Origin of the sequence: Clostridioides sp. GD02367, assembly GCF_045900275.1 — a bacterium.
In the GTDB taxonomy this organism is placed as follows: domain Bacteria; phylum Bacillota; class Clostridia; order Peptostreptococcales; family Peptostreptococcaceae; genus Clostridioides; species Clostridioides difficile_A.
Window position 1 is genome coordinate 223,746 of the sequence record NZ_JBJODK010000001.1, and the last position, 24,786, is coordinate 248,531.

The window sequence follows — 24,786 nt, forward strand, 5'->3', positions numbered from 1 at the left end:
ATTTTCTACAAAAAGCCTGTGTATGCTGTCTTTTTTATATATCATTTAATTTCTAGTATGATTATTTTGACGTTGTTGAAATAATAACAAAAATTTAATATAATATTGTTAATGCATCAACGAATTGGAGGACGGTTCATGAATAAAGAAGAACAAGTCATAACAGGCTTTAGGAACTTATTTAACAAACTGGCTTGGCTTAATAAGTCTAAGATGGAAGAAGCTCTTAAGGATTATAAACCTTCTGAGGTACATTGTATAGAATACATTGCAAAAAATACAGATTCCAACGTAACAAAACTTGCAGAATCTTTTTATATGACTAGAGGAGCTATGAGTAAAGTAACTAAAAAACTCATGAAAAAAGGCTATATTGAAAGTTATCAAAAACAGGATAATAAAAAAGAAATCTATTTTAGGCTTACGAAGCAAGGAAAAGCAATTAATAAGGTTCATGAGGAACTTCATAGAGAATTTCAAGAAAGAGATAAAACTGTATTTGAAAATGTAACAGAAGAACAACTTAACAGTATGATTAACCTTGTAGAAAAATATAATAAGCATTTGGACGCAGAGATTAAAAAACTTGATATAGATATTAAATCAGAATAAATTCAAATGAATAAAATTACAGGCAACCAGACTCTAATGAGAACAGGTTGCTTTTTTATTTTCACTTTTTGTTGACAAAGAAACAAAACAATGATACGATAAATATGTTTCCAAGGAATCAAAATAAACTTTTGAAAGGAGAATTTAAATGTTCAAATTTAAATCAAACAATAAACAAAACACAGAACAAACTCTAAATAAAAAGGCTTTAACATTTGGTCTTATGTCTGTGTTTCTTTGTGGAATAGGCTTCAGTATTATAAATCCTGTTGTGCCATTCTTAGTACAGCCTTATATAACTAATCCCCAAAATAAAGCTATAGTCGTTACTCTACTTACATCCATTTATGCATTCTGTGTATTTTTTGCTGCTCCTGGGCTTGGAGCTTTGAGTGACAGATATGGTCGACGTCCTTTACTCTTAATATGCTTCTTAGGCTCTGCAATTGGATACTTAGTCTTTGGTATAGGAGGAGCTCTATGGATACTATTTGTTGGACGTATAATAGAAGGTCTAACAGGAGGTAGTATAAGTACTATTTTCGCATATTTTGCAGATATCACTCCTATAGAACAACGAACAAAATACTTTGGATGGGTTAGTGCAGTTGCAGGTGCAGGTGCTGCTATAGGGCCCACTATTGGTGGATTACTTGCAAGATTTGGTTATTCTGTACCTATGTATTTTGGTGCTACAATTACTTTATTAAATTTTATCTATGGATTCTTTTATATGCCTGAGAGCCTTGACAAAACTAATAGACTTAAGAAGATTACATTGGTGAGATTGAACCCATTCACGCAACTCACGAATGTACTTTCAATAAAGACATTAAAAAGGTTGCTTATATCAGGATTTTTACTTTGGATACCCAATGGCTCTTTGCAGGCTATCTTCTCTCAATTTACATTAGATACTTTTAGTTGGGGACCTACACTAATTGGACTTATGTTTTCAATTATGGGTATACAAGATATAATCTCACAAGGCTTTATAATGCCAAAACTTTTATTAAAATTTAGTGATGTACAAATAGTAATTCTAGGAATGGTTTCAGAGATTACAGGTTACTGTTTTATAGCCACATCAGCTTTATTCTCATTCTATCCTCTTTTTATTATTGGAATGTTTATATTTGGCTTTGGTGATTCAATCTTTGGACCTTCATTTAACGGCATGGTATCCAAATCTGTAGATTCTAGTGAACAAGGAAGAATTCAAGGAGGTAGCCAGTCAATTCAATCTTTAGCAAGAATAATTGGACCTATTATTGGAGGTCAAATCTATGTATTATTTGGTCATGCTTCTCCTGCTTTTATGGGTATAATACTTATATCAGTAGCTATATCAGTCCTATACAAGGGTATACAAATAAATGAGTGAGCACATACTTTATTCAGATAAATATCTATTTTTATTTTCGATTATATATTTATTAATATTATTTATAAAGAAATTTTTTCTAAATAATATACATAACACTTAACTTTAGGTACATATAATAATAGGGTCTCAGAACTAGTGATAGTTCTAAAACCCCATTTGTCTATAGTATATGAAGTGACATAAGACTTCATCTATACCACTTTATATAATATTACTTTATTTTAAATATTCTAAAATATTTCTATCCCTCTAAAAACTGTAAAAATTCCTGATTAAATAGTTTGAGTTCATCATAGAATATAGCATGGCCACTATACTCAAAAGTATATAAAGTTGAATTCTCTATTTTTTCATTCATAAAAACTGCAAACTCATATGGGCATACCTGGTCTAGTTTTCCATGAAAGATACCTGTTGGCACTCTTACACATTTTAAATCGTTAAATAATTCTTCATCTCTTAAAGATACTGCTGTTGCAATTGTACCAATGCCTGATGCTCTAAAACCAATATCGTCAAACCACCTTCTAAAGCTTTCAGGTGGATTTGATGCAAATACTTTTTCTCCAAAATGGCTTACCATTGCTGGTCTATCAGTACATGCCTGAGCTATCAGTTTATTAACATCTTCACGTGTCATGCCATATGGAAACTCTGGAGGTCTTTGTACAAATGATGGTGCAGCAGCAGCAAACAATGCCAACTTTGATACCCCATATCCATGAAACAGGCTCATATATCTAAGTACAATTGCTCCTCCCATTGAAAAACCAACAAGAGTAAAATCTTTTAATCCAATAGCATGTACTACCTTATAAATATCATCTGCTAATTGGCTATAAGTATATCCTCCTGATGTTGCACTAGATTTACCAAAACCCCTTAAATCAATTGAAACTGTTCTATATCCGAGTTTTGGCAGTATGTTAGTTTGATATTCAAATATCTTATGTCCTAATGGCCAACCATGTATAAAAAGTACTGTTTTTTTAGCACTCGGATTTAAATCATAAACTGCTATATTTATATCATTTACATATACATAATACATATCAATAGCAACTCCCTTCAAGAAAATGTATGATAGTAATTTTATATATATGAATAAAATGATGAATAACTAAACTTTTGAGTTTATCTACAATACTTTTCTATTGCTTTTTTAAATAGACCTACATGAACCTTTTCATCTAAAATTATTCTATTTAATATGGCTTTTTACTTATACAATTATTTTTAATTATTCATCCTTACCTGCTACTGATAGTTCTTTAATAACAACTGAAGGTGAACCTATACTACTCATTGGAAATTCCAAATCATCCCCTATAACTTCAATATCTTTCAACAAGTCAAAATAGTTTCCTGCTACTGTAATTTGCTCTACTGGAAATACTTTTTTACCTTCTTTAATATAAAAACCTTTAGCTGCTAAAGAAAAATCTCCTGTTACTGAATTTGCACCTGAATGAAGACCTGCAAAACTAGTAACCATCAAACCTTCACCTATATAATTCATAATTTCATCTAGAGATTTATCCCCTTTCTCTATATAGAAATTAGTTGGATGTATACCTATAGGTGATGAATATGAAGATTTTATTCCATTTCCTGTAGTCTTTACACTTGCCTTATTAGCCGTCTTTAAATTATGAAGTAAAGTTATAAGCTTTCCATTTGAAATGACTTCTTTTTTAAATGTAGCTACACCCTCATCATCAAAAGGAGTAGATGCCATACCATTTTCTAAAAGTGGGTCATCAACTATTGTAACTATAGGAGATGCTATCATATCTCCTTCTCTATCTTTCAATAAAGATAATCCTTTTTGAGCTGAATCTGCATTAAATATTCCAGAAAATGTGCTAAGCAAAGATACCATAGCTTCATTAAACAATATAGTTTTATATTTACCTGATGGGATACTCTTACCCCCTACCTTAGATAAAGCATCTTCAACACCAAGTTTTGCTATCTCATAAGGCTTTATTTCTTCAATAGAAGTTGCTATATTATACCCTACTCCATCATATTTTTGTTCATTGTCTTGTATAATGGGAACTACAAATCCTATAAGCATATTAGTCTTATTACTTAAATCAAGACCTTTAGTATTATATATACCATTACTTGATACAGAATAAGATAGAGTACATCTAGATAAATTTATTACCTTGTTTGAATAAGCTTTAGTTTCTCTTTCCATTTGTAAGGCTAAATCAATCAACTTATCTGCTTCTAAATTTTCTAGCTCTTTAGAATAAGTTTTTACCTCATTATATTGTTTATCACCTTCATATATAAATTGTACATCTTCATTTTCAATAGTATTTACTCCATCTTTTACATTTTTTATCAACATATCAACAGCTTTATCATCTAAAATTTCTGTATAAGAGTAACCTATCTTTCCATTTATTTTTCCTCTAAAAGACAAACCAAAAGACTTATCAAGATTGTATTTCTCAACTTCGCCTTCATATATATTTATACTTAGATTTTCTCCTGTATAATAGTATACCTCACACTCTTCAAAACCTTCGCTTAGAGCTTTTTTAAATAATATATCTTTAAAACTTTTAAGTTCCATACTTATCCCTCCTATCTTCCACCTACAGTAATTTCTTTTACTCTTATCATAGGCTGACCTACATTAGTTGGTATACTTCCTGAGGATGAACCACACATCCCCTGAGCTTGTTCTAAGTTATCCCCAACCATATCTATATTCATAAGTACATCACTACCTTTTCCAATCAAACTAGCTCCTCTAACTGGCTCTTGTATTTCTCCATTTTTTATCAAGTATCCCTCTGAAACTGCAAAATTAAACTCTCCTGTTACAGGGTTTACAGAGCCACCACCCATTTTTTTAGCATAAAGTCCATCTGGTATTGACTTTATAATATCTTCTGGTTTATCTTCTCCAGCAGCAATATAAGTATTGGTCATTCTTGAAGTTGGAGCAAATTTATAGTTTTGTCTACGAGAACTTCCTGTAGGATTCATTCCCATTCGTCTACCATTAAGTTTATCTATCATATAAGACTTTAATATCCCATTTTCAATTAGTATATTTTTCTGAGCTGGATTTCCTTCATCATCTATATTCATAGAGCCCCAGTAATTTGGTATTGTTCCATCATCTATAGCTGTAATCTTTGTAGAAGCAATCTGTTGACCTAATTTATCTGCAAATACAGAGTTCCCTTTTGCAACTGATGTAGCTTCCAGAGAATGTCCACAAGCTTCATGGAAAATTACCCCTCCAAATCCATTATCGATTGCTACCATCATATTACCTGCTGGGCAATTTTTAGCATGCAACATAGTATGTGCTACTCTAGCTGATTCTCTCGCATAGTATTCTGGGTCTATTTCTTCAAATATCTCAAAACCTTTACAACCTCCTGGTCCTTCAAATCCAGTTTGATTTTCATTGCCTTTAGATGCAACTGAACTTATCCCAAGTCTCGTTCTTATTCTTCTATCCTCAACATATATCCCTTCAGTATTTGCAATTAATATTTTTTGGTCTTTATCTGAATAACTAACACTTACTTGAGATATATCACTACTAAACTCTTTTGCACTCTTATATGCAACCTTCATTACATTTACTTTATCTCTATTATCTATTGAATTTGGATAAATTTTTATATTATGTATGTTATTTATTTTAATACTGTCATTTAATATTATACTTTTACCATCTTCTAATTTGCCTAAAGCAACAGCAGCTTTATATGCTACATCCAACAGACTACTTAGAGAATTGTCACTTGTATAAGCATATATACTCTTTAAACCTTTAAATATTCTTATTCCTATACCATAATTTCTTCCACCTATTGCATTTTCTACTTTATTATCTATTAAACTGATAGAATTATTTAGAGTGTCTTCTTCAAAAATCTCAGCAAAATCTCCTCCAGTAATTAGACACTTTTCTAATACCTTTGAAGCTATATCTTTTGAAAGCATAAATTTACCTCCTACTTTAAATTTTTAATTGATTTTTATTAAATCTCTTTTCTTATTAAAAACATTATATACCACTATTACTTAAAACAAAGTACTTATGAATATATTATACATATGTTTTACTCTAAAATGTTATCACATTTTTATTTATACATACCCATATATCTAGATAATTAAAATGTATAATATTATTTGCTATAGAAAATAATACACTCATACATAATAAATGTTAGGAGTGAAATATATGAATCAAGAATATGTAAAAGGAAAGCCTATTTTTACCAATATAAACAAAATACCAAAACAATTTCCATATCTTACTGATGATATTGATACTGATGTTATAATTGTTGGTGGCGGTGTTACTGGATGCATTTGTGCTTACTATCTAGCTAAAAACAATATAAAATCAGTCATTCTAGAAAAAGGAAGGATTGCACACGGAAGCACTAGTGTAACCACTTCTCTTTTGCAATACGAATTAGATGACAATTTGATAGACTTAACAGAAGTTATGACTTTAACTGATGCAGTAAAAGCATACAATCTTTGTGTATCAGCACTTGAAGAATTAGATGAATTTATAGAACTATATGGAAATAAGTGTGATTATGCTAAAAGAGATACTCTACTTTACACTGCTAATAAGCTTGAAATTAAGGCTATAAAAGAAGAATATAATTTAAGAAAAGAAAATGGATTTGATGTTGAATATATTGATGAATCTACAAACCCTTTTAGTTTTGATTTGAAATCAGGATTAATAGCAAAAAACGGAGGACGAGAATTGGACCCATATAAATACAGTCATCATTTAATCGATGTAAGTCTAAAAAATGGTCTTCAGGTATATGAAAATACAGAAGTAAAAAAAGTAGATTTCGCAAATGATAAAGTAACTGCTGAAGTATCTTATGGTTATAAAGTTCATGGAAAAAAACTAATTGTAGCTACAGGATACAATACAAGTTTATTTACCAAAAGAAACTTTGCAACTAAGTCAAATACTTTTAATATAGCAACAAAGCCAATTAAAAACATAGATTCTTGGAAAAACAATATTCTAATTAGAGATAACTGCGACCCATATAATTATCTAAGAACTACAAAAGATAATAGATTAATTATAGGTGGCGAGGATGTAAGTTTTGATGATATAGAAAATGAAACTTTAGCTAATAAAAAGTATGATATTTTAGAACAAAGATTGAAAAGCATGTTTAAGGATATAAAGGATATACAGATTGAATATAAATATTGTGGTTGCTTTGCTTCTACTTTAGACAATTTAGGGTTTATTGGACCAGATAACAAAAACCACAATCTATGGTATTGCCTAGGTTATGGAGCCAATGGAATACTCTTTGCAATATTGGGTGGTATAATGTTGAGTGAATTGTATCTTGGTAAAGAAAATAAAAATATGAAATTATTTAGAGTAAATAGATTTGATAAATAGATATTACACATTAAAAGACTGTACAAAAAAGAAGTTTTAGAATTCTAAAATCTAACTTTTATACAGTCTTTTATAATGCTCTTTTTAAAAACACTTTATTTATAATTAAATATAAAGTAAAATATTAAAATATAACTGATAAATTTTAGTCACAGTATAATATTTAAGTTTATTTGATGAAAAATGGAGGAATTATTATGAAAGAAATACTCGTTATTGCTCCCACTAAAGGAACCTATGAAAAATCAATTCATATAGTTAAAAAATACAATTATACAAATATTGATGTTGTATTTGGTAATCTAAAAGAAGGGATACCTCTTGCGGAAAAAAGTATTAATCATGGAACTAGAATCATCATAAGCCGAGGTGGTACTTACAATATGCTAAAAGCTACTTACAACATACCTATAGTTGAGATTAAAGTAGATGCTTATGATATCATAGAAAGCTATAAAGAAGTAAAAAACTCTAATGAGCCATTTGGAATAATTGGATTTAATAATGTAATCTATGGTTTTGACATCATAGAAGAAATATTAAATAAGAAAATAACTATGATTGAAATTGAAAAAGAAGAAGAGATTTATGATGCTATAGAGAAATACAGAAAAAAAGGTATCAACACATACATAGGAGATACTACTGTTGCACATATTGTTAAAAGACTCAATTGCAAGGGGATATTAATCGAATCTAGGGAAGAAAATATACTTAGAGCCATTCAACAAGCAGAACAAATACTTGATGCAACCAAAGATGAACAAAAAAGAAGATTACAGATAGAAGCTATGACAGATTTTGTACATGATGGCATAATAACTGTTGACAAAAATTTTATAATCACATTATTTAATAAGAGTGCAGAAAAAATATTTGGTATAAAAAAAGAGAATGCACTTTATCATAACATTATAGATGTAATCCCAAATACAGTCCTTCCTCAAGTAGTTGAAACTATGGAGCCACAAATTGGTGAAATACAAAATATAGGAAGTACAAAAATCATAACAAATAGAGTTCCAATCATCGTCGATGGTCAAATCCAAGGAGCTGTTTCTACCTTTCAAGATAGCAAGGAGATAAGTTCTTTTGAGCATACAATAAGAAGAAGTCTATTAAATAAAGGTCTCTCTGCTAAATACACTTTCGATGACATAATTCATGCTAGTGAAAAAACGAAAAATTGCATAGAAATTGCAAAGAAATATGCCTGTTATGACACCCCTATGATTATCACTGGAGAATCAGGTGTTGGTAAAGAGCTGTTTTGTCAAAGCATACACAACTATAGTAAACGTAAAAATGCACCTTTTGTAGCTGTAAATTGTGCTGCTATACCTCCATCTTTAATAGAAAGTGAATTTTTTGGTTATGAGGAAGGTTCATTTACAGGTGCGAGAAAAAAAGGCAAAGCAGGTGTATTTGAACTAGCACATGAGGGTACAATTTTTCTCGATGAAATAAGTGAAATTCCTCTTGAACTTCAAGGACGACTATTGAGAGTCTTACAGGAAAAACAAGTTATGAGAATTGGTGGTGATAAAGTCATTCCTATAGATGTAAAAATTATTTGTGCTTCTAATAAAGACTTAAAAAATATGATGCGTGATGGTTTATTTAGACAAGACCTTTATTTTAGAATAAATATCTTAACACTATATCTCCCTTCATTAAAAGAAAGAAAAGAAGATATATTAAAACTATCAGAATTTTTTATACATAAATACTCAATCAAATACAACAAAACCCCTTTAATTATCACTCCAAATATTAAGCAAGTACTTCTCGAACGAGAATATGAAGGAAATATAAGAGAATTAGAAGGAATGATGGAAAGAGCTGTTATTGTAGAATCATTTGACTCGATTTTGTTAGAAAAATATAACAGCGAGTATATAAATAATATAGATAATACGAGCAATATAGATAATATAAATAATAATTTTGAATGTAATAACTTAGATTTAAAGACACTAGAAAAAAAATATATCTATAAAATTTACAACGAAAACAATAGAAACACTACAAAGACTTGTGAAATTCTAAAAATAACTCGCTCTACTCTATGGAGAAAGTTAAAAGAAATTGAAAGTGATGTTTAAAAATAATACATACTTAATATATCGAAACGTTTTATGTTTAATTTTAATACATAAGACGTTTATTTGTTTTCACTGAGAAATATTATTGCATAATGAAATAATTATTTTCAATGTTAAGATTTACACAATTATACTTTTAGTTCTAAGTATTCTACAGCACTTCAAGCAATCAGCAAAAATAATCATAATAACTTAAAACATAAAATCTATATATTGGCATAGTAATTGCTTTTAGATACTTATATAAAAATAAAAAGGAGTGATACTAAATGCACATCTTGAAATCAGTGAAAAAGATGCCAGGAGGACTTATGGTATGCCCCCTGTTATTGGGAGCACTATTTAATACAGTATGTCCACAAGCTCTAGAAATTGGAGGATTCACAACATCCTTATTTAAAACTGGTGCAATGAGTATACTTGCTCTATTTTGTCTATGTAATGGAGCTCAAATTAACATTAGACAAGCTGGTAAACCATTGACTAAAGGAATAGCACTTACAGCAACAAAATTCGTAATTGGTGCAGTATTAGGTATTATTGTCAGTAAATTTATAGGACCTAAAGGTATACTTGGTATTACACCTCTTGCCATAGTTGCTACCATGACTAATTCAAATGGAGGTCTATTTGCTGCACTTGCAGGGGAATATGGAGACTCTACAGATGTTGGAGCAATATCTATATTATCACTAAATGATGGTCCTTTTTTCACAATGCTTGCTTTTGGAGTGACTGGGCTTGCAAATGTACCTATAGTAGCACTATTTGCAGCACTTATACCAATATTACTTGGATTTATACTTGGAAATCTTGATGAAGATATACGAGAATTCCTTGCACCTGGTACAACATTATTAATTCCTTTCTTTGCTTTTCCTTTAGGAGCAGCATTAAACTTTAATCAAATTATAACTGCTGGATTACCTGGGGTTGGTCTTGGTTTAGGAGTTACTCTAATAACTGGTATGGGTGGATATTTTGTAATGAAACTTATACGTGCAGAGCATCCAGCAGTAGGTGCAGCTACTGGTACAACAGCTGGTAATGCAGCTGGTACTCCTGAAGCTTTAGCTGCTATAGACCCTACTCTAGCGACAATTGCAGCCGTTTCAACAGTGCAGGTTGCTGCTGCTATCATTGTTACAGCAATATGTTGTCCAATGTTGGTTTCTTATTTAGATAAGAGAGAAAAAAGGAAAAAAGCTATTTTTAAAGCAAATAAAAACATTGAAGTAAATTAATATTTAAGGAGGTAAAAGTAATGAATGCAATTATTCATGCAAATGAAAAAGATAATCTAGTTACATGTGTTAGACCTTTAGTTAAAGGTGAAAAAGTTTCAATTGATGGAGAATCTTACATAGTAAATGATGATATCCCTGTTTTTCACAAGATGGCTACAGAGGATGTAAAAAAAGGTGATGTTGTCTATAAATATGGTGAAGTTATAGGAATCGCAACAGTTGACATAAAAACTGGTGATTATGTTCATGTACATAATATTGAAAGTACACGTGGTCGTGGAGACAAAAAATAGGAGGTAATTAAAATGAAATTAATGGGTTATTTAAGAGAAAATGGACAATTTGGTATTCGTAATCATATTTTAGTTATTCCAACATCTGTATGTTCAAGTGAGACAGCTACAAGAATAGCATCACTTGTACCTGGAGCAATAGCTATACCTCATCAACATGGATGTTGTCAAATTGGTTCTGATATAGAACTTACAGCAAAAACATTGATAGGCTTTGGGAAAAATCCTAATGTTGCCGCAGTTTTAGTAGTTGGTCTTGGTTGTGATGGTATTCAAGCAAAAGACTTAGCTTCTGAGATAGCTACAACAGGAAAAAAAGTAGATTATGTTGTTATACAAGAATGTGGTGGAACATTAAAAACAGTCTCTAAAGGAGCTGAAATAATAGGTCAAATGTCTCGTGAAGTATCAAAAGAAGTAAGGGTTGAGTTCGATATGGGCGAAATTACATTAGCACTTGAATGTGGTGGTTCTGACCCAACAAGTGGAATAGCTTCAAATCCTTCAATTGGAGTCGCTTCAAACCTTCTTGTAGATGAGGGTGGAAGCAGTATACTAAGTGAGACTACAGAAGTAATTGGTGCAGAACATTTATTAGCTACTCGTTTTGAAGATGAAAAAATGAAAGATAAGTTTCTTAAATTTGTAAGTGATGTAGAAAAGAGAGCAATTGCCATGGGAGAAGATTTACGTAGTGGTCAACCTACTCCAGGTAATAAAGCTGGCGGACTTTCAACAATTGAAGAAAAATCACTTGGATGTATGTATAAAGCGGGTAACAAACCATTCAAAGGTGCTCTTGAATACGCCGATATTGTACCTTCTGATAAAAAAGGTCTGTATTTTATGGATACACCAGGACAAGACATAGATTCTATTACTGGTATGGTAGCAGGTGGTGCGCAAATCGTAATCTTTTCAACTGGTAGAGGTACTCCAACAGGAAGCCCAATTTCTCCAGTTATTAAAATCACTGGAAATAGTGGTACATACAACAAAATGCCAGACAATATAGATATAAATGCTGGTAGAATAATAACAGATGGTGCTAAAATAGCAGATATAGGTCAAGAAATATTCAACGAAATAGTAGAAGTCTGTAACGGTAAATATACTAAAGCTGAAAGTCTTGGTCATAGAGAATTTGGTATTTATAGAATTGCTTCTACATTTTAATATCTGATAAATATAATAATAAAATATCTTTATATAGATATACTCCCTCTATAAATATACAAGATACTATTCTTCAACATAAAATTTGAAATATATAAAAAGGTCTATCTCTCAATAATCAAAATTATTTCTAGATAGACCTTTTACTTTTATATATATCTATACTTGACTTGTTTTAAATTCCCTTTTTAAGAATAACAATACAATTATCATAGCAATAAAATCTGCAATTGGCTGTGCTAACCAAACCCCATCCAAATTGAACTGAATTGGAAGTACAATAATTAATGGTATAAATAAAATAAATTGTCTTAAAAGAGTTAAAAACATAGAATGTTTAACCTTACTTATACATTGGAAATATACAGGCCCTACAATGGAAATTCCCATTATAGGCAATGTAATTAGATTTATATTTATACCTCTTACAGCTATTTCCATTAAATCTGAATCTTTATTAAATATACCTACAAATACTTCTGGAAAAACTTGTACTACTAAAAATCCAAATGATAATATAACAATTGATACTATAATAGATAGTATTAAAGTTTTCTTTGCACGCTCATATTGTTTTGCACCATAATTGTATGATATTATAGTTTGCATACCTTGATTCAAACCAAACACAGGCATCATAAACATCAATAAAATAGATGTAAGTGCTGTCATAGCTCCAATAGCCAAATCTCCACCATAAGCCTTTAGAGAATTATTTGTAAACATATGAGTTATGCTTATAGCTACTTCCATAGCAAAAGGTGTCATACCTATTGCAAATACATTTTTCACTATATCTTTATCCAACTTTAAATTACACTTTTTTAGTTTTAAATTAGACTTCCCTCTTATAAAGTACTGTGTTACCCAAATGCATACTACAACTTGACAGAGTACTGTTGCTATAGCTGCTCCTTTTATACCTAAATCAAACACAAATATGAATATAGGGTCTAATATTAAATTTAGTACACAACCTACAATCATTGTCCTTGCTGCTAATTTTGGATTACCTTCTGCCCTAATTGCATTATTAAGAGAAAATGCAACTAGATTAAATATACTTCCAACCAATATAACACTCATATAGTCTTTTGCATAAGAGATTGAATCTTTACTTGCACCCAAAATAAAAAGTATATCTTCTAAAAAAACTAACCCTAATACAGTTATTATTAAAGATATAATTATAGATAATGTCAAAGCATTACCTAATATCTTTTCTGCTTCTTCTTTATTTCTTTCACCTAGCTTGATAGACAATCTTGTACTAGCACCTACCGATATTAGCATCCCAAAAGCTATTATTAGTGTGAATACTGGCATAGTTACACCAAGACCTGCAATAGCTATGGAACCAATGCCTTCCATAGAGCCAATAAATGCTCTATCTACTACATTATAAAGTGAAGTTACCATCATTGCTATTATTGCAGGTATCGAATATCTAAATAATAAAATCCATATTTTTTCATGTCTTAATGCTTCTTGATTTTCCATGTTGTCACCATTTATACCATGTCATAAGTTATACAAATTGGTTTGTTTGTTCTTGGGTCTGTTGCTATCTCTGCATCAATGTTAAATAATTCTTTTAGATTATCTTTCGTCATAACATCATGTGCATCACCTTCACAAACTATTTTACCTTTCTTAATACCTATCATGTGGTCAGCAAATCTCGCTGCATTATTAAGTTCATGTATTACCATGACAATAGTTCTTCCTTGTTTTTTATTTAATTCATCTAATAATTTTAGTATCTCTAACTGATGAGCTAAGTCTAAATATGTTGTAGGCTCATCTAGTAGTAATATATCAGTCTCTTGTGCTAAAGCCATAGCTATCCATGCCCTTTGTCTTTGCCCTCCTGATAAATCTTCTATATTTCTATCTTTAAAATCTGAAATTCCAGTAACTTCTAAACTCCAATTTACAATATCTCTGTCCTCTTTGCTAGAATTACCAAACCCACTCTTATGAGGAAATCTTCCATAAGAAATTAACTCTGAAACAGTAAGACCACCAGGAGCCTGAGGACTTTGTGGAAGTACAGCCATATCTTTTGCTATTTCTTTGGATTTCTTTTTATGGATGTCCTTTCCATTTATATATATACTTCCACTCTTAGGGCTAATAATTCTTCCTATAGTTTTAAGTATTGTTGATTTTCCACAACCATTAGCCCCTATTATAGTAGTTATTTTTCCTTTTGGTATATTCAAATTTAAATTCTTTACAATATCTGTATTTCCATATGATATATTTAAATTCTTAGTATTTATACAGTTCATAACAACACCCTTTCTTAATCATTTGCCAACATTAAATAAATAAAGTATGGCACTCCTATTATAGAAACCACTATACCCACTGGTATCTCTATAGGTGCCAGAATATTTCTAGATATCGTATCTGCAACTAAAAGTAATAATGTCCCTATAAGTGCTGATACTGGTATTAATCTTTTATGTTTTGGTCCTATTATTTTTCTACCTATATGTGGAGCTATTAAACCTAAAAATGAAATACTACCCGCTACTGCTGTAGATACACCTGATAAAATTACTGCATATATTATAAGTCTTCTTCTCTGTTTTTCTACTTCTACACCAAGACTCGTAGATACTTCGTCACCCAAGTTTAAAACATCTATATACTTTGCTTTATATATAGTTATACCCATAAAAACTACTATAAACGGAAGTACAGCTATCACATATTTCCAACTAGTTCCCCAAATACTACCTGATGTCCATGCCATGACTCTATTAAATTCTTGTGTTGTAAACTTCAATTGGAATATCGTCAAAATCGATGTGAAAGCTATGTTTATACCTATACCAATAAGTAGTAATCTTGAAGAATTTATACCACCTTTCCATGCAAGAGAATATATAAGAAAAGCTCCAAATAAAGCTCCTACAAGTGCAACAACTGGCATTGTAAATACGGTAAGATTACTCATTCCTTCATAAACATTCCCATTCATAAGGTATATATAAACGACTACAAATAATGCAGCGCCTGAGTTTATCCCCAAAATACCAGAGTCTGCTAAATCATTCTTTGTAACACCTTGAAGTATTACACCTGCTGTTGATAATGCTGAACCAACCAAAAGAGCTATTACTATTCTTGGTAATCTCAATTTAAATATTGCAATTTCATGATTACGCTGACCTTGCCCTAAAAAAGTCTTTATAACATCCATTGGTTCTATGGAAAATGAACCCATGTTTAAACTCACTAGAAAAGTGATAAAAATAAGTACCACTAAAATGGATACAACAAGCAATGTTTTTGAATTGTTTTTCATAATATTTTTCATAGTACTTATTTTTCCCCCTTTCTAACAAGGTATATAAATATTGGCACTCCTATAAGTGCTGTTATAGAACCTACTGGTGTCTCATATGGAGGATTTATAATCCTACTTAATATATCTGTATATACAAGCAATACAGCTCCTAGAACTAAAGAACTTGGTATTATATACTTATAATCTGAACCTACTATTCCTTTAGCTATTTGAGGGACTATAAGACCTATAAAAATAATATTACCAGAAACTGAAACAGATGCTCCAGTCATTAATATTACGAGTATTATACATATGAATCTAACAGTGTTAGTTTTTTGACCTAATCCTATTGCTACTTCTTCCCCAAGGCTTAATATAGTTATTCTTGGAGCCATAACCATAGCTAATATAAATCCAATACCACCAGCTATAAATAATAACTTTACACCTTCCCAATTCACTCCTACAAGACCTCCTGATATCCAGAAGCTCAATTGTTGAGATAGATTAAAATACATAGATATCGCTGATGCTAAAGAAATTAGTAGTGTCCCAAGTGCTACTCCTGCAAGAGCTAATTTTACATTATTAACTCTTCCTCTTGACTTAGAACTTATAAAATATATAAATAATCCACTTATACTTGCTCCAATAAATGCAAACATCATTACACTAAGATTTCCATGTATAAGCTGAGGAAGTGTTTTTTGAAGCACTAGTGATATTGCAATTGCAAATGTAGCCCCTTGTGTAATACCTATAACAGAAGGTTCCGCTATAGGATTTCTTGTTATCCCCTGCATTATTGCCCCAGAAACTGCTAAAAAGCCTCCAACAAGTGCTGCTGCTATTGCTCTTGGAAGTCTAACATCCTTTACTATTCTCATATTTATCCCATCTTCCATTTTTATTAAACTATCTATAACAGTTGACAGATTCATATCTTTTGCCCCAATAGCTATGGATAATACAATTCCAAGCACAAGTACAACTAGACTTATTAATATCAGCAAATAAGTTAAATTTTTTTTATTAAACTTAGTCAATTATCCTACCTCCTTCTCCCTTTTAATTGTTAGTATAATAATATCTATTAAATATTTTCTAAGTTTTATTAAAAATAGGTGTGAAAAATGAATATCATTATCTCACACCTACTAAGTTAAGAATTACTTTGTTAATTCATTTTTAACTGATTCTAATAATAACTCTTTTCCGATTGGATTATATGATTGGCTAAAAAATGGCGCTGCGTCAAGTATTGTTACATTTCCATCTTTTACTGCTCTTATTTGAGCCCAGATAGCACTATTTTCTAAATCTTTTTTATCTGCTTCTGTGGCAATTACAACTATATGGTCTGCATCTATATCTGTTAGACCTTCCATACTTACCATTGGCAATGTTATTCCATCTTGTTTAGGCATGTTCTTAGGTCTAGCTAGCTTCATATCATCATTGATTAAAGTTCCTATTCCACCATCACTAAATACCATAAATTGACCTGAACTAGCTAATACTGGTAAGTAAGTTTTTTCTCCATTTTTCTCCGTAACTTCTTTACCCAATTTTGTAGCCTTTTCATCATACTTCTGTAACCAGTTTTTAGCATCCTCTTCTTTATCAAATAACTTTGAAACATCAGTTAACTTACTTCTCCAGTCATTTGCATAATCTTTCATCATTACTACAGGTGCTATTTCTTTTAATTGGTCATATATTTTCTCTTGTCTTTGACTCATTATTATTAAATCAGGATTTACTTCCAATATAGCTTCCATATCCATAGTATCCATCATTGAGTGTCCAACTATTTTTACATCTTTAAGTTCTTCTCTTATGTAACTTGGTAATTTATCAGTTTCATATGAGTCTACATTTGCTGTTGCAACAGGTTTATGGCCTACCAATAATAGTTCTTCACTACTTCCTGATATATCAACTATTTTTTTAGGATTTGATGGTATCTTAACCTCTCCCTTAACAGATTGTACAACCCTTGTATCTGATTTATCTTCATTCTCTGCATTCTTATCTGAACATGCTGTAACAAGTACTAGCGTAGTTATAATAGATATAAATATTGCAAGTGATTTTATTTTTTTCATGATTTTTTCTCCTACTTGTTTATTATATTTATATGATATTGATTATCATAAGCACATATTTATTATAGCATTTTTCTATTTTTAGTCAATATTATTTTGTAAAAGGATAAAAATTCCTAATTAATCTTAATTATATATACTACAGATAAGGTTTTCTCATATTAAACAATAATTTAAAACTTGAATTTTTATATAGACAGAATGACTTTTCAGTTAAACAATGATAAAATACAATTTATAAAGAAATCTTTAGTAAGAAGGATTTAAAATATGGATGATTGGCTTATTATTGAAAAAATTGAAGATGTAGTTGTTGGCACTAGTATACCTTATAATTATGAGAAGTCTAAATTTTAAAACATGGATAAAAGCATAATAGATTAGTAAATTCTATTTTAATAAAAAGAGTATCTGTAATAATTATAATAAATCATTACAGATACTCTTTTTATGATAAATGCTTTAAATTACTTATTTTCTAATCTTTCATATACATCTATAAATTCTTCTGCTAATTGCTGAAAATTCATAGACGTCATTAAATGGTCTTGTGCATGAATAAGTATAACACTTATATCAGTTTTATTACCACTAGCTTCGTTTTGTATTAGTTCTGTTTGGAATTTATGAGCTTTATGAATTGATTCTTTTGACTTTTCAATACATTCTCTAGCTTTGTCTATATTCCCACTCTTCGCTTCTTTTATAGCTTCAAATGCCAATCCTTTTGCATCCCCTGCAAATCCAATTATTCCAAAAGATATTTCTATCATTTTTTCATCCATATATTCTACCTCCTAAATATCTCTATAGCTTGATATGACTAATCCATTCTTTTCTAAAAATTCTTTGACTCCTTTAGATGTAAGTATCTTATGCTCTTTTGTTCTATCAATTGCATAAGATGTAGAATTTAAAATATAATCATCTAAAAAAGCTGGGTGAGACATAATATCCACTACATCATACTTCATTATTTTGTCTATATTTTTTATAAAAAACTCTTCACTTACATTTTCCTTATAAAAACTATCAATTAATGGAACTACCTTTGAATACTCTAAATTATATTCAAATCCGCCTCTTATTGGAAGGTCATACTTATTTACAATCTTCTCTATCACTGGCTTTAAACTTACTAAAGTATGGATATGATGGTGACTATCCAGATGAGATATTTCTATTCCAAGTTCTTTTACTTTATCTATTTGAGCACAAAGTTCTCTATAAATCTCATCACAATCCATATTTTTAATAATTTCGTCTGTAATTCTTCTAATAAAAAAACCTTCTTTGTCAACAATAGTTTTTAAGTCAGATAATAATGGTCTACCACAGCTTAAAGTCATGTGAACGCCACAATTTAAAGACTTATTTTCTTTAAGTAATTTTACTCCATGTTCTACTCCAGGCATATTCGCCATCATAGAAGTAGACTTCACTATTCCATTATTATGAGCTGATATTATACCATAATTCACAGCTTCACAATAGCCAAAGTCATCTGCATTTATTATAATTTTAGTCATACCACAACCTACTTTCTATAGATTATCTATTAAATCTAGGAAGATAATCCTTATGAGCTTCTAACATTTCATCTAATATAGTTTTCGCCAAATCATCTGAAGGAATCAATGGATTTATACAAAGTGCCAAAAGGGCAGATTCATAATCTCCATATACAGCTGCTTTAGCTGCCAATACTTCAAATGACTTAATTTGACTTACTAACCCATGTACAGAATCTGGTAAGTATCCCATACTTAGTGGTTTTGGACCATTTTTTGTTATTACACTGCTGACTTCTACAGCTTGCTCGTCTTTAAAGTCTCTTATAGCACCATTGTTTAATGTATTAACTACTTGAATATCTTTTTTATCATTGTATATAGAGCTTATCAAATTACAAGCTGCATCACTATAATAAGCTCCCCCTCTTTTTTCAAGCTGAGGTGGTTTTATATCTAGTTTTTCATCTTTATACAAATCAAATAGTTGCTCCTCTAATTCTTTAACTACTTGACCTCTGGCTTTTCCTTCTTTAAACTCCCTCAACTCATCTTCAAGCATTTCTTTAGTTTTATAATAATATCTATGATATGGACAAGGTATTGCACCTAGAGATTTTATAAATTCTGAATTAAAGTCAATTGCCTTTATGTTTTGCATACTTATATCTGCTTTAACAAACTTATCTATTGCTTCTTTTGTAACATCTTCTCCATCTAAAAATACATTTAAACCATAAACCATATGATTAAGACCTGCAAAATCCATACTTATTCTATCGCTTTTTACATTAAATAGTTTGGCAACATCGTTTTTTAGATGAATTGGAACATTACATAAACCTATATATTTTTTAAAGTTAGTATATTTGAATACAGCTTCTGTTATTATTCCTGTTGGATTTGTAAAGTTCACCATCCATGCATTTGGACATAATTCTTCCACATCTTTTATTATATCAAATATAATTGGTATTGTGCGAAGGGCTTTGAATAGCCCTCCAGCACCATTAGTTTCTTGACCCATAACTCCATGAGATAAAGGAATAGTTTCATCTTTAATTCTTGCATCTAAAAGACCTACTCTAAGTTGTGTTGTCACGAAATCTGCATCTTTTAGAGCTTCTCTTCTATCTAATGTAAGATTTATTTTCATATCTATTCCAGCTTTTTTTACCATTCTTTTAGCTAAATTTCCTACTATCTCTAATTTTTCTTTTCCATCCTCTATATCTACAAGCCACAATTCCTTTACAGGTAGCTCTTCATATCTATTTATAAAACCCTCTACAAGCTCAGGAGTATAACTTGAACCTCCTCCGATTGTAACTATTTTTAGTCCATTTTTCATCTCATTATACCATCCTTACCTATAATTTAGTGTATTCTATACAACTTGATAAATTAATTATGCGTATAAAATTACCTAGTTGTTAATTTTTTAGTTTCTTAGCCTCCATTTTTTCAGATGCTATGACGAATGGAATATATATTAATATTGACAATATTAAATTAAATAGTGCTAAAGCTCCACCAGTCCAATCGCCTGTAGCCATTGCTCCACCTAGTATAGGAGGTGTCACCCAAGGTATTTTAGGTAAAATTACTGGTGCTACTAATCCAAAATCTATTGCTAAGTATGATACAGCACTACATATTACTGGTGCAAGTACAAATGGAATCATAAATATAGGATTTAAAACTATTGGAAGTCCAAATATTAATGGTTCTCCTATATTAAATATTGCTGGTGGCCCACCTAATACTATCATTTCTTTACGTCTTCTTCCTGCTATTATTAAAGCTATAATTAATCCTAATACCATTCCAGAACCACCTAAATATACAAATGCATCAAAGAATGAACCTGCAAGTACATGGTATCCTTCAGTTGCTCCTGCTTGGGCTAAAGCGGCATTTTCTCCACCTAACTTCATAAGTATAGTTTCTGTAAAAGGAAGTGCTATATTTGCACCATGAAGACCAACAGTCCAAAGTATATGAATTATAAATGCAATAAGCATTGTAGAACCTAGACTATCAGCTACATTTGATAGTGGTGCTCCTAAATAAGTATTTAAAATATCTGTTAAGAAACTTCCATTTGAAAACATCTTTATAAATAGTCCTATTACTGTAAATATCATTATAGTTAACATTCCTGGTATTAACTTTGCAAATGACCTTGAAACTGCTGGTGGAACTCCATCTGGCATTTTTATAGTTAATTTTTTTACTTTAGATAATCTTACAAATATCTCAGTTGATAATAATCCTATTAATATAGAAGAGAACAATGCTGCTGTACCTAAGTAAGTTTGTTGTATCATTCCCCATCCTTCAACTGCTGTAGTTCCTCCTTCAGGAACTATTTTACCAATTTGTGGAGCCATTATAAAAAAGATAGATAGTGCTATAAGTCCAGCCTGTAACCCATCACTTTCATAAGATTTGGCTAAGAAATAGGCAACACCTATTACTAAAAATACTGCCATAGTACCTATTGCTCCCCACCAAAGGTCGCCTCCAAATGTAGTCCAGTTTTCTCCAAATATACTTGCCATTAAGTTCTTATATGCTTTTAGTGGCAAGTTGTTTATTAATGTTCCTAATGCACCTACCATAGTTATAGGTATCATAGCTATAAATGCATCCCTTACTGCTACTAAGTGCCTTTGAGCTCCTATTTTAGCAGCTACAGGCACTATATATTTATCCATAAATGACATGAATTTTTCCATATTTACATCCTCCAGTACAACTTTATTTCGAATTATTTAATTCTATGGCTCTATCTAATACAGCTTTTCCATTACATCTTCCATAATCCATCATATTTATAACTTCTACTGGAATATTATGTGGTTTTGCCATTTCAGTTGCTTTTCCTAATACATATCTAACTTGAGGTCCTAAAAGTAAGACATCACAATTTTCTATTTCATTTTTTAAGTTTACTTCTGATATAGCCCATATTTTCGCCTCTATATCGTTTTCCTTTGCAGCATCCTCCATTTTCGTAACTAACAAACTAGTTGACATTCCTGCTGAACAAGCTAACATTATTTTTATCATTTTTTTCCCTCCAAATTAGATTTATTAAATATTTTTTAAGTCATAATTTCTTTAAATTATACATTTAAAGTATGCTTTTTTATTAATTATTATTCCAATGTATATATCTTATTTTTAAATGTATATACATTTAATTCTTGATATTATTATATATCAAATGTATATACATTTCAAGAAAACTTTTTCATTTTATTTAAATTTTATTCGACAACAGCACTCAAAGTTAAAGTATATCCATGATGATATGTGTGTGAGTATTCAAAAACCTCACTATTTTGTAACTTGCAGATTTGATTTATATATAAAAGTGCCTCTGGTTCTTCTAACTTCAAGTTGACCATACATTCTTCATTTGATATTACAGCTTGTACTTCTCTCTCTGACATAGCTATCTTGTATCCACACACTTCTTCAACAAAATTATAAAGAGAATTTTCACAATGCATCTTATTTAAATTTGGAAATAGCTTAACTGGCATATAAGTAATCATATATGAAACTCTTGCATCATTTGCTAATCTTACTCTTTTTATTTCCCATACATTTTCTTCCAGACTTATATTCAATCTACTTGATAATTCTTCATCTGCCTGAACTATCTCAAGAGATACCAATATGTTAGATACTTTATATCCTTTACTTTCCATCTCTTTAGTAAATCCACTGACAGATGATATATTATCATATATATTATTTGCAAGAACTATACTTCCTACACCTCTTTGTCTGGCTATATATCCTTCTTTTACTAAGTTATTTAGTGCAGACCTTACAGTCATTCTAGTCACATTAAACTCCTCACTTAGCTGTTTTTCAGAGGGGATTAAATCCCCTTTCTTCAAACTATCTGAATTTATTAATTCTCTAACATGATTTTCTATAACTTTATAAATTGGCTCTTTCATTTAATTCACTCCTTATTAGTTAAATCTTTTACATAATAAGATAATTTTATATACAAACAAAGAAAATGTCTATACATTTAAGATAATTTTAATTTTATTCAGACATCTTATACAACTTTCCAACTTTAAGTAAATATATAAATAAACTTATCATTAGTGTCCCTTTTAAGATACTTGATAACGTTATACTCCACCATACACCATCTAAACCTAATATTTCTGGTCTGGATATAAGGTAAGCTAATGGTACTCTTGCACCAGTCAATATAGTAACTATAGTAGAAGGTATATAGGTTCTCCCTAATCCTTTGAAAGCTCCCGTTGTAATTATCTCTAAGCACATAAAAAACTGAGAATATCCTAGGATTTTAAGATAAGTTGCCCCTTTTTCTATAGCTTCACTTTCATCTATAAAAACAGAAAATATACTCTCTCCTGCAAATACTAGTACTAAAGTAGTTATTATTCCAAGTATAGAAGACACAATTATACCTATTTTACAACCCTTGTTTATTCTAGAGTACTTTTTAGCACCATAGTTTTGTCCAACGAAACTTCCTAATGCAACTGCTAATCCTTCAGCAGTCATCCACGATATTGCTTCTATCTGTGAGCCCACTTTTTGAACAGCAACAGCAACAGGTCCCCATGATGCTACGATTACTCCTAGCAACATTGAAAATACTGTGAACATTCCATTCTGTATCGCTACGGGAAAACCTAATTTATACAACACTTTATAATATCTAAGTTCTATTTTTCTAAATATTTTTATTCTAAAATATTCTTCTTTACTCTTAAGAACTATATATAAAAAACACATTGTAACTACTATCTGTGCAAATACAGTTGCTATAGCAGCTCCTGCTACACCAAGTCTTGGAGCAGGACCCCATCCAAAAATTAATATAGGGTCAAGTATAATATTAGTTATTAATCCTACTGTATTAATGCAAAAAGGAGTTTTGCTATTTCCAAGACCATTGAAAATTGCAGTAAACACTGGGTTTATAAAATAAAATACCATACCTAAGGCTACTATTATCAAATATTGTCTAGACATAGTAATAACTTCTAAATCTCCCAATTTAAAAAAACCTATCAGCTGTTTATTAAGCACTATTAAAGATATTGTATATATTATTGCTAACATAATATTTATTTCTATTGCTGATTTTATATATGATTTGGTGGCACTTATATTGTTTTCTCCTATACTTTGTGCTACTTTTACTTCTCCACCCACCTTAGAAATCATAATAAATGCCATTGCAAGCCATGGAAAAAATCCAGCCGTTCCAACCGCTGCTACTGCCTTACTTCCAGCTTTACCAACCCATATCATATCTATCATGTTGTATCCCATTTGTATAAATGAAGTCCCCATTATTGGAAGTGATAGTTTAAGTAATTTTTCTGTAATTCTTCCTTCTGTTAAATCAAGTCTATCTTTCATTTCCCACCTCTTATAGATTATAAAATTTTAAATTTATTTATACAGCTAGATTTATCAACTTATTTAGTTAAACTCTCTATCATAAATATAATTGCTATATACTCATAAGTATAAATATAATTATTTCCTCAATTACTATTATAATTCTTATCTTAACATCAATT

22 protein-coding genes are annotated in these 24,786 nt (G+C 30.4%); 7 read left to right on the forward strand and 15 right to left on the reverse strand.

Features of this window, described 5'->3' with window-relative positions:
* The first annotated feature begins 138 nt into the window (after positions 1–138).
* Both Q3223_RS00885 and Q3223_RS00890 read left to right on the forward strand, forming a co-directional pair.
* Positions 139–612, forward strand: coding sequence for a MarR family transcriptional regulator (locus Q3223_RS00885; RefSeq protein WP_074179783.1), 474 nt, complete (start codon positions 139–141; stop codon positions 610–612).
* A gap of 148 nt (positions 613–760) precedes the next feature.
* Positions 761–1,996: an MFS transporter gene (locus Q3223_RS00890; RefSeq protein ID WP_407811466.1), complete on the forward strand. Its 1,236-nt coding sequence runs from the start codon at positions 761–763 to the stop codon at positions 1,994–1,996.
* 244 nt (positions 1,997–2,240) lie between these two features.
* Here the strand turns inward: Q3223_RS00890 and Q3223_RS00895 are convergent, their stop codons facing one another.
* From Q3223_RS00895 to Q3223_RS00905, 3 genes are all read right to left on the reverse strand, one after another.
* Positions 2,241–3,050 (reverse strand): alpha/beta fold hydrolase, encoded by an 810-nt coding sequence (locus tag Q3223_RS00895; protein ID WP_054271459.1) that lies wholly within the window; start codon positions 3,048–3,050, stop codon positions 2,241–2,243.
* 189 nt (positions 3,051–3,239) lie between these two features.
* A complete protein-coding gene (locus Q3223_RS00900) occupies positions 3,240–4,589 on the reverse strand; it encodes a TldD/PmbA family protein (protein ID WP_054271460.1) in 1,350 nt (449 codons plus the stop codon).
* 11 nt (positions 4,590–4,600) lie between these two features.
* Complete coding sequence (locus Q3223_RS00905; RefSeq protein WP_219672860.1) at positions 4,601–5,983, reverse strand: TldD/PmbA family protein; 1,383 nt, start codon at positions 5,981–5,983, stop codon at positions 4,601–4,603.
* A gap of 244 nt (positions 5,984–6,227) precedes the next feature.
* Between Q3223_RS00905 and Q3223_RS00910 the strand changes: the two genes are divergently transcribed.
* The 5 genes from Q3223_RS00910 to Q3223_RS00930 all read left to right on the forward strand — a co-directional run bounded on the left by Q3223_RS00910 (position 6,228) and on the right by Q3223_RS00930 (position 12,263).
* A complete protein-coding gene (locus Q3223_RS00910; RefSeq protein ID WP_407811467.1) occupies positions 6,228–7,442 on the forward strand; it encodes an NAD(P)/FAD-dependent oxidoreductase in 1,215 nt (404 codons plus the stop codon).
* A gap of 197 nt (positions 7,443–7,639) precedes the next feature.
* Positions 7,640–9,547, forward strand: coding sequence for a sigma 54-interacting transcriptional regulator (locus tag Q3223_RS00915; RefSeq protein WP_054271463.1), 1,908 nt, complete (start codon positions 7,640–7,642; stop codon positions 9,545–9,547).
* Positions 9,548–9,816: 269 nt separating this feature from the next.
* Positions 9,817–10,791 (forward strand): 2-keto-3-deoxygluconate permease, encoded by a 975-nt coding sequence (locus tag Q3223_RS00920; protein ID WP_054271464.1) that lies wholly within the window; start codon positions 9,817–9,819, stop codon positions 10,789–10,791.
* Between the two features lie 20 nt (positions 10,792–10,811).
* Complete coding sequence (locus Q3223_RS00925; RefSeq protein WP_054271465.1) at positions 10,812–11,087, forward strand: UxaA family hydrolase; 276 nt, start codon at positions 10,812–10,814, stop codon at positions 11,085–11,087.
* A 12-nt stretch (positions 11,088–11,099) separates the two neighbouring features.
* Positions 11,100–12,263, forward strand: a complete 1,164-nt coding sequence (locus Q3223_RS00930) for a UxaA family hydrolase (RefSeq protein WP_407811468.1) — start codon at positions 11,100–11,102, stop codon at positions 12,261–12,263.
* 159 nt (positions 12,264–12,422) lie between these two features.
* Here Q3223_RS00930 and Q3223_RS00935 read toward each other — a convergent pair whose 3' ends face one another.
* The 12 genes from Q3223_RS00935 to Q3223_RS00990 form a co-directional block, all read right to left on the reverse strand.
* The gene (locus Q3223_RS00935; RefSeq protein WP_054271467.1) at positions 12,423–13,763 is read right to left on the reverse strand and encodes an MATE family efflux transporter; all 1,341 of its coding nucleotides are present in this window, start codon (positions 13,761–13,763) and stop codon (positions 12,423–12,425) included.
* Between the two features lie 11 nt (positions 13,764–13,774).
* Positions 13,775–14,557, reverse strand: a complete 783-nt coding sequence (locus Q3223_RS00940) for an ABC transporter ATP-binding protein (protein WP_407811469.1) — start codon at positions 14,555–14,557, stop codon at positions 13,775–13,777.
* 14 nt (positions 14,558–14,571) lie between these two features.
* Positions 14,572–15,594, reverse strand: a complete 1,023-nt coding sequence (locus Q3223_RS00945; RefSeq protein WP_074179820.1) for an iron ABC transporter permease — start codon at positions 15,592–15,594, stop codon at positions 14,572–14,574.
* 5 nt (positions 15,595–15,599) lie between these two features.
* Entirely contained in the window at positions 15,600–16,613 is a 1,014-nt protein-coding gene (locus Q3223_RS00950; RefSeq protein ID WP_219672858.1) for an iron ABC transporter permease, read from the reverse strand.
* Between the two features lie 123 nt (positions 16,614–16,736).
* Entirely contained in the window at positions 16,737–17,675 is a 939-nt protein-coding gene (locus Q3223_RS00955; protein ID WP_054271471.1) for an ABC transporter substrate-binding protein, read from the reverse strand.
* Between the two features lie 467 nt (positions 17,676–18,142).
* Positions 18,143–18,460, reverse strand: a complete 318-nt coding sequence (locus tag Q3223_RS00960; protein ID WP_021385850.1) for a PTS lactose/cellobiose transporter subunit IIA — start codon at positions 18,458–18,460, stop codon at positions 18,143–18,145.
* A 12-nt stretch (positions 18,461–18,472) separates the two neighbouring features.
* Positions 18,473–19,204, reverse strand: a complete 732-nt coding sequence (gene chbG / locus Q3223_RS00965; RefSeq protein ID WP_054271472.1) for a chitin disaccharide deacetylase — start codon at positions 19,202–19,204, stop codon at positions 18,473–18,475.
* A gap of 22 nt (positions 19,205–19,226) precedes the next feature.
* The gene (locus Q3223_RS00970; protein WP_054271473.1) at positions 19,227–20,537 is read right to left on the reverse strand and encodes a 6-phospho-beta-glucosidase; all 1,311 of its coding nucleotides are present in this window, start codon (positions 20,535–20,537) and stop codon (positions 19,227–19,229) included.
* An 82-nt stretch (positions 20,538–20,619) separates the two neighbouring features.
* Positions 20,620–21,927, reverse strand: coding sequence for a PTS sugar transporter subunit IIC (locus Q3223_RS00975; protein WP_054271474.1), 1,308 nt, complete (start codon positions 21,925–21,927; stop codon positions 20,620–20,622).
* A 22-nt stretch (positions 21,928–21,949) separates the two neighbouring features.
* Positions 21,950–22,261: a PTS sugar transporter subunit IIB gene (locus tag Q3223_RS00980; RefSeq protein ID WP_074179824.1), complete on the reverse strand. Its 312-nt coding sequence runs from the start codon at positions 22,259–22,261 to the stop codon at positions 21,950–21,952.
* Positions 22,262–22,461: 200 nt separating this feature from the next.
* Complete coding sequence (locus Q3223_RS00985; RefSeq protein ID WP_054271475.1) at positions 22,462–23,166, reverse strand: GntR family transcriptional regulator; 705 nt, start codon at positions 23,164–23,166, stop codon at positions 22,462–22,464.
* Positions 23,167–23,260: 94 nt separating this feature from the next.
* Positions 23,261–24,622: an MATE family efflux transporter gene (locus Q3223_RS00990; protein WP_054271476.1), complete on the reverse strand. Its 1,362-nt coding sequence runs from the start codon at positions 24,620–24,622 to the stop codon at positions 23,261–23,263.
* Positions 24,623–24,786 lie beyond the last annotated feature (164 nt).

Coding starts and splice junctions, on each gene's coding strand:
- Q3223_RS00885 (WP_074179783.1), top strand. CDS start 139: ATGAATAAAGAAGAACAAGTCATAACAGGCTTTAGGAACTTATTTAAC.
- Q3223_RS00890 (WP_407811466.1), top strand. CDS start 761: ATGTTCAAATTTAAATCAAACAATAAACAAAACACAGAACAAACTCTA.
- Q3223_RS00895 (WP_054271459.1), bottom strand. CDS start 3,050: ATGTATTATGTATATGTAAATGATATAAATATAGCAGTTTATGATTTA.
- Q3223_RS00900 (WP_054271460.1), bottom strand. CDS start 4,589: ATGGAACTTAAAAGTTTTAAAGATATATTATTTAAAAAAGCTCTAAGC.
- Q3223_RS00905 (WP_219672860.1), bottom strand. CDS start 5,983: ATGCTTTCAAAAGATATAGCTTCAAAGGTATTAGAAAAGTGTCTAATT.
- Q3223_RS00910 (WP_407811467.1), top strand. CDS start 6,228: ATGAATCAAGAATATGTAAAAGGAAAGCCTATTTTTACCAATATAAAC.
- Q3223_RS00915 (WP_054271463.1), top strand. CDS start 7,640: ATGAAAGAAATACTCGTTATTGCTCCCACTAAAGGAACCTATGAAAAA.
- Q3223_RS00920 (WP_054271464.1), top strand. CDS start 9,817: ATGCACATCTTGAAATCAGTGAAAAAGATGCCAGGAGGACTTATGGTA.
- Q3223_RS00925 (WP_054271465.1), top strand. CDS start 10,812: ATGAATGCAATTATTCATGCAAATGAAAAAGATAATCTAGTTACATGT.
- Q3223_RS00930 (WP_407811468.1), top strand. CDS start 11,100: ATGAAATTAATGGGTTATTTAAGAGAAAATGGACAATTTGGTATTCGT.
- Q3223_RS00935 (WP_054271467.1), bottom strand. CDS start 13,763: ATGGAAAATCAAGAAGCATTAAGACATGAAAAAATATGGATTTTATTA.
- Q3223_RS00940 (WP_407811469.1), bottom strand. CDS start 14,557: ATGAACTGTATAAATACTAAGAATTTAAATATATCATATGGAAATACA.
- Q3223_RS00945 (WP_074179820.1), bottom strand. CDS start 15,594: ATGAAAAATATTATGAAAAACAATTCAAAAACATTGCTTGTTGTATCC.
- Q3223_RS00955 (WP_054271471.1), bottom strand. CDS start 17,675: ATGAAAAAAATAAAATCACTTGCAATATTTATATCTATTATAACTACG.
- Q3223_RS00960 (WP_021385850.1), bottom strand. CDS start 18,460: ATGGATGAAAAAATGATAGAAATATCTTTTGGAATAATTGGATTTGCA.
- chbG (WP_054271472.1), bottom strand. CDS start 19,204: ATGACTAAAATTATAATAAATGCAGATGACTTTGGCTATTGTGAAGCT.
- Q3223_RS00970 (WP_054271473.1), bottom strand. CDS start 20,537: ATGAAAAATGGACTAAAAATAGTTACAATCGGAGGAGGTTCAAGTTAT.
- Q3223_RS00975 (WP_054271474.1), bottom strand. CDS start 21,927: ATGGAAAAATTCATGTCATTTATGGATAAATATATAGTGCCTGTAGCT.
- Q3223_RS00980 (WP_074179824.1), bottom strand. CDS start 22,261: ATGATAAAAATAATGTTAGCTTGTTCAGCAGGAATGTCAACTAGTTTG.
- Q3223_RS00985 (WP_054271475.1), bottom strand. CDS start 23,166: ATGAAAGAGCCAATTTATAAAGTTATAGAAAATCATGTTAGAGAATTA.
- Q3223_RS00990 (WP_054271476.1), bottom strand. CDS start 24,622: ATGAAAGATAGACTTGATTTAACAGAAGGAAGAATTACAGAAAAATTA.